Source organism: Candidatus Psyllophila symbiotica (assembly GCF_029910555.1).
Classification (GTDB): Bacteria; Pseudomonadota; Gammaproteobacteria; order Enterobacterales; family Enterobacteriaceae_A.
The window spans coordinates 139,680-155,560 of the sequence record NZ_CP092142.1 but is presented as its reverse complement, the minus strand read 5'-3'; the positions used below and the strand labels follow the sequence as shown (position 1 = coordinate 155,560).

The window sequence follows — 15,881 nt, the reverse complement described above, 5'->3', positions numbered from 1 at the left end:
TTTAAAAATTAATAATATAAATATTTTAAAACGAGGAATTTGTAATGAAATATAAACTTATAAAAACAAGAGGTTATGCACGTTCAGGAATTATGTATATAAATAATTATAAAATAAAAACACCAGCATTTATGCCAGTTGGAACTTATGGTGTAATAAAAACTTTAACAACAGAAGAAATTAAAAAATTAGGTACTCAAATTTTATTAAGTAATACATTTCATATTTGGTTGCATCCAGGAAATAAAATTATAAAATTACATGGTGATTTACATAAATATATGAATTGGAATAATCCTATATTAACTGATTCAGGAGGTTTTCAAATATTTAGTTTAAAAACATTAAATAAAATAAAAGAAGAAGGAATTTATTTTAAAAACCCAAATAACGGAAACAAAATTTTTTTAAGCCCTGAAAAATCTATAAATATTCAATATTTTTTAAATTCTGATATTGCTATGGTTTTAGATGAATGTGTATCATATTTAACATCATGGAATTATATTAAACATTCTGTTTCTATGTCTTTACGTTGGGCAAAACGAAGTCTAAAACAATTTATAAAAATAAAAAATAAAAATAATTTATTTGGAATTATTCAAGGTGGAAATTATAAAGATTTGAGATATTTTTCCTTAAAAGGACTAATAAATATGGGATTTAATAATTATGCTATAGGTGGTTTAGCTGTAGGTGAACCAAAACATACAATGTATAATATTTTAAATTATATTTGTCCGAAAATACCAGAAAATTCAATACGATATCTTATGGGTATTGGTAAACCTGAAGATATAATAGAAAGTGTACGTAGAGGTATTGATATATTTGATTGTGTAATTCCAACACGTCATGCTAGAAATGGTCATTTATTCACAAGCAATGGATTTATTAATATTAAAAATTCAAAATATAAAAATATTATTAAACCTTTAGATAAATATTGCGATTGTTATACATGCACTAATTACACACTATCTTATTTAAATAATATCAATGTTTGTAATGAAATACTTGGTGTAAGATTAAATACTATACATAATATTAGATATTATAAAAAATTAATGTTAAATATAAGAAATTCAATAATTTTAAACAAATTTGAATTATTTGCTTATAATTTTTATAAAAAAATACACAAAAATATACCTAAATTAAATTTTTAAATTATTTACAAAATAAATTTTAAAAACTTATTCTATAATTTAATTAAATTAATATCATTAGAAATAAAATAAATAAATATAAATGAAACTAAAAATTTAAATCATATTTTTTAAAATCTTATACATTAATATTTATTATTTTTAAAAATTAATTTATACCAATTTTAAAAATTCTTTAAATTTACCAAAAAACATTATATCATTACTATATCATCAAATAAATAAATTAAAACTATAAATTTTAATAAATTAATAATATAATATAAAATAAAATAAAATAAAATAAATTAAATAAGAATATATACATTAAAATATTTTAAAAATATCATTTTAAATATTATAAATAAAAATTTATTATTATTAAAAGAGGTGTAACTCAGTTGGTAGAGTAACGGTCTCCAAAACCGAATGTCGTGAGTTCAAATCTCACCACCTCTGTATAATAATAATATTAATTTATTTAAAAAATTATATTTTAAACAACTAAAATTAAAAACGAAATCATTGATTTTAACTTTTAAAAATAATAACAAAAAAAAAAAAAAAATTATTTATTTAATCAAAAACATAACTAAAAAATTTAAAACAACAACATTAATAACAGTATATTTTAAAAATAAAAAAAAAATAAAAAAATTAAATTTAATTTATAGAGGTATTAATAAATATACAAATACATTATCATTTAATTTTTTAAATATATATAATAAAAAAAAAAACATAGGAGATTTAATAATTTACAATAAATTAATTAAATTAAATAAAAAAACCAAAAACATAAATAAAGAATTTTTAATAAATATAATTATACATAGTATTTTACATTTATTAAATTTTAATCACATTAAAACTTATGAAAAAAAACAAATGGAAATATTAGAAATAGAACTTTTAAAAAATCTAGGATATAAAAATCCATATTATTTATAAAATTTAATAAACTATCAAATTTAATAAATTACAATATTTTTTTTTTATTTAAATAAAATTAAATTTATAAAATAATTTAAATTTAAAATAATACCTAAAACAAAGAATTATAAATATTTAAATAAATAATAATAAAAATAAAAAAAATTTGAAAGAATATAAAAATATAAAATAATAAACATTAAAAATTAAAAATTAAATAACAACTGTAAATTATAGTTAAATATCATTAATTATTAAATATTAAATATTAAATAACAAAATCAAAATTTAATAATATAAATAAATATATATTATATATTATATATAATATATATAATATATATATTATATATTATATATTATATATTATATATTATATATTATATATTATATATTATATATTATATATTATATATTATGTATTATGTATTATATGTATTATATATATTATATATAATATATATATACAAATTATTTATATACTAAAACTTTTTCCACAATTACATTTATTTTTCATATTAGGATTGTTAAAAATAAATTTTTTTATAAATTTATTTTTAGCAACATCAATTTTAATGTTATTTAAATATATAAAATTTTTTTTTTTAATAAAAATTATTAATCCTTTTTTATTAAAAATAAAATAATTATTATAATTTAAATTATTAATATATTTAATATCATATTTTAACCCTGAACATCCAGAGTTTTTAACACCTAATTTTATTCCAAATTTTTTTTTAATTTTAATTAAAAAAAAAAAATAATTAATAGCATTATCACTTATATTTATTTTCATAAATTTTATTATAATATAATTTTTAAAAAATACAAATTAATTTAAAAACTATTTTTAGTATAATAATTTTTAATTGCTTCTTTAATTGCATTTTCAGCTAAAATAGAACAATGTAATTTTACTGGAGGTAATAATAATTTTTTAGCAATTAAAATATTTTTAATTTTTTTAACTTTATTAATTGATTTTCCTTTTATTAATTCAGTTAACAATGAACTTGAAGCTATAGCAGAACCACATCCATATGTTTTAAATTTAACATCTTCAATAATACCGTTTTTATTAACTTTTATTTGTAATTTCATAACATCACCACACGAAGGAGATCCAACCATACCACTGCCAACATTTTTATTTTTTGAATTTAAAGAACCCACATTACGAGGATTTTCATAATGATCTAATAATTCCTTATTATAAGACATTATTTTATCCGATATTTAATTATCTTTCCAAATAATAGAATTAATATCTATTCCTTGTTTAAATATTTCCCATAAAGGTGAAATATCTCGTAATTTTTTGATAGATTTAATAATTAAATAAATACTATAATCAATTTCTTCAATCTTAGAAAAACGACCAAACGAAAATCTTATAGAACTATGAGCTAATTGTTCGTTTATTCCTAATGAAATAAGTACATATGACGGTTCTAAACTAGATGAAGTACAAGCTGACCCTGAAGATACAGCAAGATTTTTTAAAGACATTATTAAAGATTCACCTTCAATATAATTAAAACTTATATTAATAATATTAGGAACGCTATAATTAAATTCTCCATTTAAATATACTTCTTCAATATTTTTAATTCCATTCCAGAATCTACATTTTAATAAATGAAAAAAATAAATATCATTATTCATTTCTTTTAATAAAATATTACAAGATTCACCAATACCAACAATTTGATGAACAGCTAAAGTACCAGATCTAATACCTTTTTCATGACCGCCGCCATGAATTTGAGGTTCTATTCTAATTTTTGATGTATTATTAATATATAACACACCAATTCCTTTAGGACCATATATTTTGTGCGCAGAAAAAGATACTAAATTTGTTTTTATTTTTTGAAAATTAATAAATGTTTTTCCAATACTTTGAGTAGCATCAACATGAAAAAAAATTTTTTTTTTAAAACATAATTTACTGATTTTCTTAATATTTTGTATTATACCAATTTCGTTGTTAACATGCATAATAGAAATTAAAATAGTTTCACAATTTATATTATCTAAAATTGTTTTAATATTTATAATTCCATTAATTTCTGGTTTTATATAACTTATATTAAAACCTTTTTTTTCTAAATACCTACAACTATCTAAAACTGATTTATGTTCAGTTTTACAAGTTATAATATGTTTACCTCTTTTTTTATAAAAACTAGCAACACCTTTTATTGCTAAATTTATTGATTCAGTAGCTCCAGAAGTAAAAATAATTTCTTTAAAATTAACATTAATTAATTTTGCAATTTTTTTTCTATAATAATTAACACTTTCTTCAGCTCTCCATCCAAAATAATGAGACCTTGAAGAAGGATTTCCAAAATTACCATTTAACATTAAATATTTCATCATTTTAAAAACAACACGTTTATCTACAGGCGACGTAGCAGAATAATCCATATAAATAGGTAACATCATTAAATTATATATTAATAAATATTTTAAATTTAAAAATAAATTTATAATATTTAAAAACATTATTTTTATTTAATATTTAATTTATATAATTAACTAAATTTTAATAATATTATTTTTAAAAAATTAAGTGATATTTAAAAATAAAATTTTAAAAATATATTTTTAAGAAATTACGTTAAAAATTAATTTTTAAATTATTAATAATTCTAAAAATCAAATAATTAATAATTTTAACAACAACAATATTAATAAAAATTACTTTAATACACACTAAACATTAATATACAGAATTATTAAAAATTAAAAATATAAATTATTTAAAAATAAATGTAATTTTATATAATTATTAATAAATAAAAAATTTAAAACTTAAAACTTAAATATATATAAATAAATATATTAGTTCAAATTAAATAATACATAATAAATAAATAATTCAATAATTTAATAATTTGATAATTTAATAATTTAATAATTTATTTAACAAAATTAAAAATAATAAAATTAAAAAATATAAATCTATTTATTTTAAAATAAAAACCACAAATTAATTATAAAAATAAAACACTATTTTACCAATCTAATAACTAAAAATAAATATATATAATATAATACTTTAATAAATTATAAATATTAACAAAATATTGTAATTATAAAATATAATTTATTATTAAAACATAATATAAATTTTAAATATTTAAAAAAATAAAAAATTATTATTTATAAAAAGCAATTAAAATTAAAAATTAATTAAAATAATATAAAATAACTATAATTATTTTAAATAAAAAATTCACATTTAAATCAAAAACATTAATATTTACAGAAAAAAATATTAATATTAATTATAATTAATAAAATTATAAAATTATAAAATTATAAAATTATAAAATTATCAATCAAATAAATTAATATAAAATAAATTTTAAAAAAAAAACTAATTTTAAATATTTAAACTATAAAAATATTTATATTACACATTAAATATATCAAATTTTAAAAATATAATAATAATTTATTAAAAAAAAATTTTTTGTTATATTATATTTATAAATTATTATAATTATTAAACTCTTAAAAATAAAAAACATAATTTTAAATTAATTATAATAATAAAATTACATAATTATATTTTTCAAAATGTAAAATATTATAAACAAAAACAATATATTAATAATATTAATGATATTAATGATGATCATAATAATTTAAATTTCAAAAAAAAGTAATTAAACTTATAATTAAATTTAAAATATTAAATTATTAATTATTTACTAAATTAACAAAATCTAATGCTAAAAATTTATTAAATATAATATAAAAAACTTATTTTAATTAAATCAAATATTATAATTATACTATTGATATTAATCAAATTAGTAATATAAAATATAAAAACACATAAATATCTATAAAAATTAAAATTAAAATTAAAATTAAAATTAAAATTAAAATTAAAATTAAAAAGATATTTTCAGAATATTTAAAACTACACAAAAATAAAAAATTTATTAAAATTTTCTACTTGTAATAATATTAATTATAGAGTATTCTTAATAATAAATTTTTAATATAATATACTAAATACATAAAACCATCTTTTTAAATTAAATAATAATAAAACCATAAAACATAAAATTTAAATTTAAATTTAAATTTAATTTTTCATTATTAATTAATAAATTTAAAAAAATTAAAAAATAAAAAAAATTTCTATTGACATAACGTATAAATATTTTTAATTTTAAAAAGTTTATATTATTAATAAAATAAAATATAAAAATATAATTAAATATAATAAATCTACTTAAATATATAATTTAAATATATTAAATATTTATTCTTAAAAAAATATTTAAAATTAAATATCAAAACATAGTTATATTTATGTATTATTAAATATTTATAATTAATTAAATAATATAAATAAAAACAAATTATAATAAAATAATTAAAAATTTTATATTTTAAAAAATTCAAAATAAATTTATAATTAACATTAAATAAAAATAATACCATAATAAATAAAATAATATAAAGTATTAAAATATTATAAAATATCTATATACAAAAAATTTATAATCAATAAATATAATAAATAATTTAAAATTAACTATTTAATTTAACTATCTAATATATTAATATATCTAATATAGATTACTAAAATATTATTTTTATAGTATAATTAAAAATAATAAAAATAAAAATTTTAAAAGCTTCATAAATTAAATTTAATTATTAATATATTATTATTATTTAAAAATTATCCGAATATTAAAAAATCAACAAAACAATAAAATATAAAAATTTCTATATAAAAAATATTAAACTTATTTATTATACAAAGTTAAATATAATTTATATAATAATTTAAATTTTATAAATATTAATATAAATAAAAAAATAAAACATATAGAAAAAATTTAAAATAACAACAATTTAATAATATTAATATAATGTTTATATTAAAACGAAAAATATTAAAAATCAAATTTTATAAAAATTTTTATAATATTCTATTAAAAATTCACAAATCAATAAAACTAAAAAAATTATATAATTAAAAATTCATAAATTATAATAATTTAAAAAATCTATAAACCTAAATATATATTGACAATAAAAATTTAATAAAATATTTAATATTTAAAATTTTAAGATATTAAAAATATTATTAATTATTAATTTTAAAATAATTAATATCTGCAATAAATATAATAAATTTAATATTATTACACTTAAATAAATTTAAAATTATTTAATTTTATAGGACATAATTAATGTCAACAAAAGGAATAAATAAAGTAATTTTAATCGGATATTTAGGAAAAGACCCTAAAGTTAGATATATGTCTAACGGAAACGCAGTAGCAAATTTTGATATTGCTACATCTGAAATTTGGAAAGATAAAATTACAAACGAACAAAAAGAAAAAATTGAATGGCATAAAATTGTAATATTTGGTAAATTAGCAGAAATTGCAGGTGAATATCTTAAAAAAGGCTCACAAGTATATATAGAGGGAGCATTACAAACAAGAAAATGGGTAGATAAAAATAATATTGAAAAATATGTAACTGAGATTGTGGTAAAAATTGGAGGTGTAATGTTAATGTTAGGATATAAACAAAATAATGAAATTAAAAACAAAAAAAATTTAAAAAATAATAAAAACAATATTATTGAAAACATAGATGAAAAAAAAATAAATTTTGAAGATGATCTACCGTTTTAATTATAAATAAATTTAAATATAAATCCAATAAATATTTTTAATAAGGTGCTAATGCGCCTTATTAAATAATTTTATAAACATATATTAAATTATATATTTTATATTTTTATAAAACAAATATTATTTTATTATATTATTATTTAATTTATAATAATAATTAACATGTATTATATTAATAAATATTTTAATAAAAATAAAAATTAATTAAATATTGTATAATATTAATAAATAATTTAAAATATTAAATATTTTGGAAAAAAAATGGCAAATCATAAAGAATTATCTAATGCAATTAGAATTTTAAGTATTGATGCAATCCAAAAAGCAAACTCAGGACATCCAGGAATGCCTATGGGAATGGCAGATATTGCAGAAGTTTTATGGCGTAATTTCATTAATCATAACCCAGATAATCCATTATGGTTTAATCGTGATAGATTTGTTTTATCTAATGGTCATGGTTCAATTTTATTATATAGTATATTACATCTTACAGGATATAATATAACAATAAATGATATTAAAAATTTTAGACAATTAAACTCTAAAACTCCAGGTCATCCAGAATATAATAAAAATTTAAACGGTATTGAAACAACTACAGGTCCTTTAGGTCAAGGTTTAGCAAATTCAATAGGCTTAGCTATAGCTGAACGTATATTATCTAAACAATTTAATAAACCAAAATATAATATAATTGATCACAAAACTTATGTATTTATAGGAGACGGATGTCTTATGGAAGGTATTTCACATGAAGTATGCTCTTTAGCTGGTACATTAAAATTAAATAAAATAATAGCTTTTTATGATGATAATAATATATCAATTGATGGAAATGTTAAAGAATGGTTCAACGAAAATGTAGCAAAACGTTTTAAATCATATAATTGGAATGTTATTGAAAATATAAATGGTCATAATAATAATGAAATTAAAAAAGCAATAAAAAAAGCTCACAAATCAATAGATAAACCAACATTAATTATTTGTAAAACTATTATAGGATATGGTTCACCTAATAAATCTGGTACAAATGATATACATGGAACACCATTAGGTACAAATGAAATTAAAGCAACTCGTTTATTATTAAAATGGAAATACCCGGAATTTACAATTCCAAAAAATATTTATTTAAAATGGAATGCTAAAAAAAAAGGAAATAAAAAAGAAAATAAATGGAATATACTTATTAAAAAATATAGCAAAAAATATCCCAAATTATATAATGAATTTAAAAGAAGAATAGAAAATAAATTACCTAAAATTTTCGATAAAAAAATAAATAAATTTATTAAAAAAACACAAATTTTAAATAAAAATATTGCTACTAGAAAAGCATCACAAGAAACTTTAGAAATTTTAGGGAAAATATTACCTGAATTAATAGGAGGGTCAGCTGATTTAACACCTAGTAATTTAAGTAATTGGTCTGGATCTAAATCTTTTAATAAAAATAATCACGGTAATTATATTCATTATGGAGTACGTGAGTTTGGTATGAGTGCAATAACTAATGGAATATCATTACATGGAGCTTTATTACCATATTCTGCTACATTTTTGATATTTTTTGAATATGCACATAACGCTATAAGAATGGCATCATTAATGAAAATACATTCAATATTTATATATACCCATGACTCTATAGGATTAGGAGAAGATGGACCAACGCATCAACCTATAGAAACTTTATCAAATCTACGTATAATTCCTAATATGAATATTTGGAGACCTTGCGATCAAGTTGAAACTGCAGTTGCTTGGAAAAATGCTATAACTAGAAATAATGGCCCAACTTCAATAATTTTAACACGTCAAAATGTAATACAACAACAACGTAACTTATATCAAATAAATAATATTAACAAAGGAGGATATATAATAAAAGATTATAATAATTTTCCTGATATAATATTTATTACTACTGGATCAGAATTAAATATAACAATAAAAGCATCAAAAAAATTAAAAACAATAAAAATATATACTAGAGTAATTTCAATGCCTTCAACAAATATTTTTGATATTCAAAAAAAAAAATATAAAGAAAAAATATTACCAAAAATAATTAAAAATCGTATTGCAATAGAAGCAAGTTCATCAGATTTTTGGTTTAAATATGTAGGATTAAACGGAACTATTATAGGTATGAAAACTTTTGGTGAATCAGGTCCAGCTGAAAAATTATTTAAAAAATTCGGTTTTACAATAAATAATATAATAAAAAAAACAAAAAAAAAAATAATTAAAAATTATTCAAATAATATGATTTAAAATATTAAAATATAAATATTATTTATTAAATATTTAAAAAAATAACATTACAATATTTAATTTTAAATAAATATTTTATAATAAACTTAATTTTATTAAATATAAAAAATTTATATTAAATATTTAATTATTTTACAAAAATTAATAACTATATATATATTTAAAATAAAAATAAATATTAATAATTTAAATATTTTAAATTAATTTTAAAATAATAAATTTTAGAGGGTATATTATGGAAAAAAAAAAATTTAAAAATGGAGTAATATTAGGTGATAATGTTCAAAAAATATTCGAATTTGCTAAAAAAAACCAATTTGCAATACCAGCGATAAATTGCGTAGGAATAGATTATATTAATTCTATTTTAGAAGCTTCAGCAAAATTAAAATTACCTATTATTATTCAATTTTCATATAGAGGCGCAGCTTTTATTGCTGGAGAAGGATTGCTTAAAAAAAGAAAAACAACTGAGGCAGCGATTTTAGGAGCAGTTTCAGCTGCAAAATATGTTCATAAAATGGCAAAATATTATGGAGCTAATGTAATGTTACATACTGACCATTGTTATAAAGAAATACTACCATGGCTTGATGGTCTTTTATATGAAAATGAAAAATTTTTCCATATAAATAAAAAACCATTATTCTCATCACATATGATTGATTTATCAAAAGAGACTATTGAAAATAATATTAAAATATGCAGTAAATATTTAAAACGAATGAAAAAAATAAATTTAACATTAGAAATTGAATTAGGATGCACTGGAGGAGAAGAAGATGGAATAAATAATAATAATTTAACAAGTTCAAATTTCTACACAAAACCTGAGATTGTTTCTTATGTTTATGAAAAACTTAAAATAATAAGTAAAAATTTAACAATAGCCGCAGCTTTTGGGAATGTACATGGAGTATATAAAACAGGTAACGTAAAATTAAAACCTACCATTTTAAGAGATACTCAGAAATATATTTCTAATAAATTTAATTTACCTAAAAATAACATAAATTTTGTATTTCATGGAGGTTCAGGTTCACTTAATAAAGATATAAAGGAATCTATTAAATACGGTGTTGTAAAAATAAATATTGATACAGATATACAATGGGCGAATTGGTTTGGAATATTAAAATATTATAAAAAAAATAAAAATTTTCTACAAACACAATTAGGTAATCCAAAAGGTATAAATAACCCTAATAAAAATTATTATGATCCTAGAAAAATTATAAGAGCTGGACAAAAAAATATAATTTTATATTTAAAAAATTTTTATGAAAAACAAAAATTTTAATTATTTAAAATAAAATATATAATTTACAATATTAATTTAAATAATAAAAATTATTTATAAATTACTAATACTAATAAATTTTTAAAACAAATTAAAATTAATTTCAAATAATTTTTATATATTTATATCTTAAAAAAAATTGTAGTAATTATATAAATTATTTCGTATTTAAATATTTCCATCATATTACAAAAAATATTAAAAGATTCACGTTTATATTCTTGTTCAGGATTTTTTTGAATATAAATACAAAAATATATACTTTTTCTTAATCTATCTATAAAATATAAATATTCTTTCCATAATAAATCTAATGTTTTTAACATTATATATTTTTCAATATTTCTAATATTTTTAAAACCAATAAATTTTTCTTTTTTAAAATAACTAATTTTAAAAATTATTAAAATATATTTAAACAATACTTTGATAGCAATTTTGTTATTATTAAATAATTTAAAAATATAAAAATTTAAACAAAATTCATTTTTAAAAAAATTTTCTAAATTAATATAATTTATTTTTGTAATTAAAAAAAATTTATTAACATTTTGATTAATTATAGATTTAATTACATATTTTCTAATATTACAAATTATTTTTTTAACTTTAAAACTATTTAATATATTATTCCTTTGAATATAAAAAATATCTCTAATATTATTGATAATATTATCATATTTTATTAATTGTTTACGAATTTCAAAATTTCTAATTTCAATTTTTTTTTGAGCATTTTTAATTAATTTTGTAATAAAATTATTTTCAATTACTTCATTTGATTTAAAACCAAATTTATATATTATTTTTGAAATATTATATAAAGTAAACATTTGTATAATTGTATCTTCTAATGATAAATAAAACCTAGTTGAACCAGGATCTCCTTGTCTACCGGATCGACCTATCAATTGATTATCAATACGCCTAGATTCGTGTCGTTCAGAACCAATAATATGTAAACCACCTATATTAGATATAATATCATGTTTTTTTTTCCACAATTTTCGATTTTCTTGATTATTTAAAATATTATTTTTAATATTAAACTTACCACCTAAAATAATATCTGTACCTCTACCAGCCATATTTGTTGCAATAGTAATAGAACCTATTTCACCAGCTTTAGAAATAATTTTAGATTCTATTAAATGAAATTTAGCATTTAAAACTTTATGACTAATATTAAGTTTACTTAATTTTTTAGATAAAATTTCAGATTTCTCAATAGATATTGTTCCTATTAATAAAGGTTGACCTTTTAAATTATATTTCTTAATTTCTTTTATAATAGCTTTAAATTTTTCTTTTTCTGATATATAAATTCTATCAGAAAAATCTTTTCTAATATTTTTACAATTTGAAGGTATAATAATAGTTTTTAAATTATATATTTCTTTAAATTCATTAAATTCAGAATATGCTGTGCCAGTCATTCCAGATATTTTTTTATATAAAAGAAAATATTTTTGCAAAGTAATAGTAGATAAAATTTGATTTTCATTATTAATTGGAACATTTTCTTTAGCTTCAATAGCTTGATGCAAACCATCTGACCATCTTCTATTATTCATAATTCTCCCAGTATGTTCATCAACAATTACAATTTTTTTATTTTTTAAAATATAGTCTACATCTCGTTTAAATAAAATATGTGCACGTAATGCATTATTAATATGATGTATTAAATAAATATTCTCTGAAGAGTAAAGTAATTTTTTTTTTTTAATTAAATTATTTTTAATAAATATTTTTTCAATTAATATTAAACCTTTTTCTGATAAATAAATTTGTTTGTTTTTAAAATCAATATAAAAATTTTTATTTTCATTTAAATTTTTTGTTTTTTGTTTAACTAAAATAGATATAATTTTATTTATTTTAAAATATATATTTGAAATATTCTTAGAACTAGAAGATATTATCAAAGGAGTTCTTGATTCATCAATTAATATTGAATCTACTTCATCTATTAATGCATAATTTAATAATCTTTGCACTTTTAATTCTTTATTAAATATCATATTATCACGTAAATAATCAAAACCAAATTCATTATTAGTACCATATGTAATATCAGCTAAATATGATTTTTTTTTCTCAATAATAGACATTTCAGGTAAATTTATTCCAACTTTTAACCCTAAAAACTCAAATATATATTTATTATTTTCAGCATCTCTTTTTGCTAAATAATCATTTACAGTTATTACATGAACACCTATACCTTCTAAAGCATTTAAATAAATTGACAATGTTGAAGTTAAAGTTTTACCTTCACCAGTTTTCATTTCAGCAATACATCTGTTATTAAGTACAATACCACCTAATAATTGAACATTAAAATGACGCATACCAAATACTCTTTTGCTTGTCTCACGTACAACTGAAAAAGCCTCTGGTAATATATTATATAAAGTTTCGCCTTTTTTTAATCTATTTTTAAACTTTTTGGTATATTTTTTAATTTTAATATTTGATAATTTTTTAATATAAGGTTCTAAATCATTTATTTTTTTAACAATTTTATAAATATTTTTGAATTCATAATTTTTATTATTAAATATTTTTTTAATTAGTTTATATATCATATTTTAAAAAATTATAAAAATTAATAATAAAATATAATTATTAAATAAATAATTTTAATATATTTAAATTTTTTCAGCAATTCTTAAAATTGCGCTTCTAGCACGAATATTTTTTTTTATTTCAATTAATGAAGGTTTAATTTTTCCTAATGATTTAAATTTAGATGAATTAAATTTTATAAAATTTTTAACAACTCTATCTTCTAAAGAATGAAAACTAATAATACATAATCTACCTTTACTAGAAAGTAATTTTAAAGAATGTTTTAATCCATTTTTAATTTCTTCAATTTCATTATTAATATAAATACGTATTGCTTGAAAAATACGAGTAGCAGGATGTTTAGTGTCATAAAATTTACTACAATTTAATTTTACCAAATTAGATAACTCCTTAGTTCTAGTTATTGGTTTAATTTTATTATATTTATAAATAGCTTTAGATATACGTTTTGAAAAACGTTCTTCTCCAAATTTTTTAAACACATGACACATTTCTTTAATATTAGAATTATTAAGCCAATCAATTGCACTGTTTCCTATTTTTTGATTCATACGCATATCTAAAATTCCATCATTAATAAACGAAAAACCACGATTAGGATTATCTAATTGAATAGAAGACAGTCCTAAATCAAATAAAATACCATTAATTTTACCGTTTAAATTAATTTTATATAAATTTGAAAAATTCAAATTTAAAATTTTAAAACGAGAATCCTTTATATTATTAGCAATATTTATTGATTCTGGATCTCTATCTAATGAAAATAATTTACCTTTTTTACCTAATTTAGATAAAATTATTTTAGAATGACCTCCGCAACCAAATGTTGAGTCAATATAAATACCATCACTTTTTATTTTTAAATTTTCTATTGATTCATTTAATAAAACTGATATATGTTTATATTTTTTCAAAGTGTTTATATAAAAAATTATTAATAAATTATTAAAATTAAATTATTATTTATCTTTATTAAAATTAATAAATATATAAAATAATAAACATAAATCGTTATTTTAATAAATAAATTTTAAAATGAAAAATCCCACATTTCAAAATTTAATATTAACATTAAAAAATTATTGGTATAAAAAAGGATGTATTGTAATTCAACCTTTAGAATTAGAAGTTGGGGCAGCAACAACACATCCAATGACTTTTTTTAATTCTTTAGGTTCAAAACCTATATCAGCAGTTTATATACAACCATCACGTAGACCTTCTGATGGACGTTATAGTAAAAACGCTTATCGTTTACAAAGATATTTTCAATTACAAGTAATTATAAAACCACCACCAAATAATGTACAAGAATTATATTTAAATTCACTAAATATATTAGGTTTAAATATTAAAACATATGATATACGTTTTATTGAAGATAATTGGGAAAACCCTACATTAGGAGCTTCAGGATTAGGTTGGGAAATATGGTTAAATGGATTAGAAATATCACAAATAACATATTTTCAACAAATGGGAGGTATAGAATGTTTTCCCATAACTGTTGAAATTACTTATGGTTTAGAAAGAATAGCAATGTATATGCAAAAAAAATATAACATCTACGATATTATTTGGGACAATAATAAATTTAAAAAAACAACTTATGGTGATATGTTTTATAATAATGAATTAGAATATTCTAGATATAATTTTAAATACGCTAATATTAATTTTCTTTTTAATTGCTTTAAAGAATATAAAATAGAAGCAAAAAAAATACTAAAATTAAAAAAACCACTTATAATACCAGCTTATGAATATATTTTAAAAACTATTCATATATTTAATATTTTAGATTCAAGAAAAGCGATATCATCAACAGAAAGACAAAGATATATTCTTAATATTAGAGCATTAAGCAAAAAAATTGCTAATTTATATAGTAAATTTTATTTAAAATAATTTATAATATTTACAAAATAA

At 16.9% G+C, this 15,881-nt stretch carries 11 protein-coding genes and 1 tRNA gene; 7 read left to right on the top strand and 5 right to left on the bottom strand.

Annotation, left to right across the window (positions count from 1 at the left end; all coding sequences use genetic code 11):
- Nucleotides 1-44 precede the first annotated feature (44 nt).
- From tgt to ybeY, 3 genes are all read left to right on the top strand, one after another.
- A complete protein-coding gene (gene tgt / locus MEJ61_RS00820; RefSeq protein ID WP_459563203.1) occupies nucleotides 45-1,169 on the top strand; it encodes a tRNA guanosine(34) transglycosylase Tgt in 1,125 nt (374 codons plus the stop codon).
- 365 nt (nucleotides 1,170-1,534) lie between these two features.
- Nucleotides 1,535-1,607 (top strand) — tRNA-Trp (locus MEJ61_RS00815).
- 66 nt (nucleotides 1,608-1,673) lie between these two features.
- The gene (gene ybeY, locus MEJ61_RS00810; protein WP_459563388.1) at nucleotides 1,674-2,099 is read left to right on the top strand and encodes an rRNA maturation RNase YbeY; all 426 of its coding nucleotides are present in this window, start codon (nucleotides 1,674-1,676) and stop codon (nucleotides 2,097-2,099) included.
- Nucleotides 2,100-2,556: 457 nt separating this feature from the next.
- Here the strand turns inward: ybeY and MEJ61_RS00805 are convergent, their stop codons facing one another.
- The 3 genes from MEJ61_RS00805 to MEJ61_RS00795 are packed head-to-tail and all read right to left on the bottom strand — an operon-like array spanning nucleotide 2,557 to nucleotide 4,535.
- A complete protein-coding gene (locus MEJ61_RS00805; RefSeq protein WP_459563201.1) occupies nucleotides 2,557-2,880 on the bottom strand; it encodes a HesB/IscA family protein in 324 nt (107 codons plus the stop codon).
- A 41-nt stretch (nucleotides 2,881-2,921) separates the two neighbouring features.
- Entirely contained in the window at nucleotides 2,922-3,305 is a 384-nt protein-coding gene (gene iscU, locus MEJ61_RS00800) for a Fe-S cluster assembly scaffold IscU (RefSeq protein ID WP_459563387.1), read from the bottom strand.
- A 15-nt stretch (nucleotides 3,306-3,320) separates the two neighbouring features.
- Entirely contained in the window at nucleotides 3,321-4,535 is a 1,215-nt protein-coding gene (locus tag MEJ61_RS00795; RefSeq protein WP_459563366.1) for an IscS subfamily cysteine desulfurase, read from the bottom strand.
- Between the two features lie 2,780 nt (nucleotides 4,536-7,315).
- On the opposite strand from MEJ61_RS00795, the gene ssb reads away from it, so the two are divergent.
- The 3 genes from ssb (at nucleotide 7,316) to fbaA (ending at nucleotide 11,354) form a co-directional block, all read left to right on the top strand.
- Nucleotides 7,316-7,771 (top strand): single-stranded DNA-binding protein, encoded by a 456-nt coding sequence (gene ssb / locus MEJ61_RS00790; protein ID WP_459563199.1) that lies wholly within the window; start codon nucleotides 7,316-7,318, stop codon nucleotides 7,769-7,771.
- Nucleotides 7,772-8,032: 261 nt separating this feature from the next.
- Complete coding sequence (gene tkt, locus MEJ61_RS00785) at nucleotides 8,033-10,054, top strand: transketolase (RefSeq protein ID WP_459563198.1); 2,022 nt, start codon at nucleotides 8,033-8,035, stop codon at nucleotides 10,052-10,054.
- A 235-nt stretch (nucleotides 10,055-10,289) separates the two neighbouring features.
- A complete protein-coding gene (fbaA, locus tag MEJ61_RS00780) occupies nucleotides 10,290-11,354 on the top strand; it encodes a class II fructose-bisphosphate aldolase (protein ID WP_459563197.1) in 1,065 nt (354 codons plus the stop codon).
- A gap of 122 nt (nucleotides 11,355-11,476) precedes the next feature.
- Here fbaA and secA read toward each other — a convergent pair whose 3' ends face one another.
- A complete protein-coding gene (gene secA, locus MEJ61_RS00775) occupies nucleotides 11,477-13,945 on the bottom strand; it encodes a preprotein translocase subunit SecA (RefSeq protein WP_459563196.1) in 2,469 nt (822 codons plus the stop codon).
- A gap of 63 nt (nucleotides 13,946-14,008) precedes the next feature.
- Entirely contained in the window at nucleotides 14,009-14,866 is an 858-nt protein-coding gene (gene rsmH / locus MEJ61_RS00770) for a 16S rRNA (cytosine(1402)-N(4))-methyltransferase RsmH (protein ID WP_459563195.1), read from the bottom strand.
- Nucleotides 14,867-14,987: 121 nt separating this feature from the next.
- Here rsmH and glyQ point away from each other — a divergent pair, with 121 nt between their 5' ends.
- On the top strand, nucleotides 14,988-15,860 hold the full coding sequence (glyQ, locus tag MEJ61_RS00765) for a glycine--tRNA ligase subunit alpha (protein WP_459563386.1): 873 nt from the start codon (nucleotides 14,988-14,990) through the stop codon (nucleotides 15,858-15,860).
- The last annotated feature ends 21 nt before the right edge of the window (nucleotides 15,861-15,881 follow it).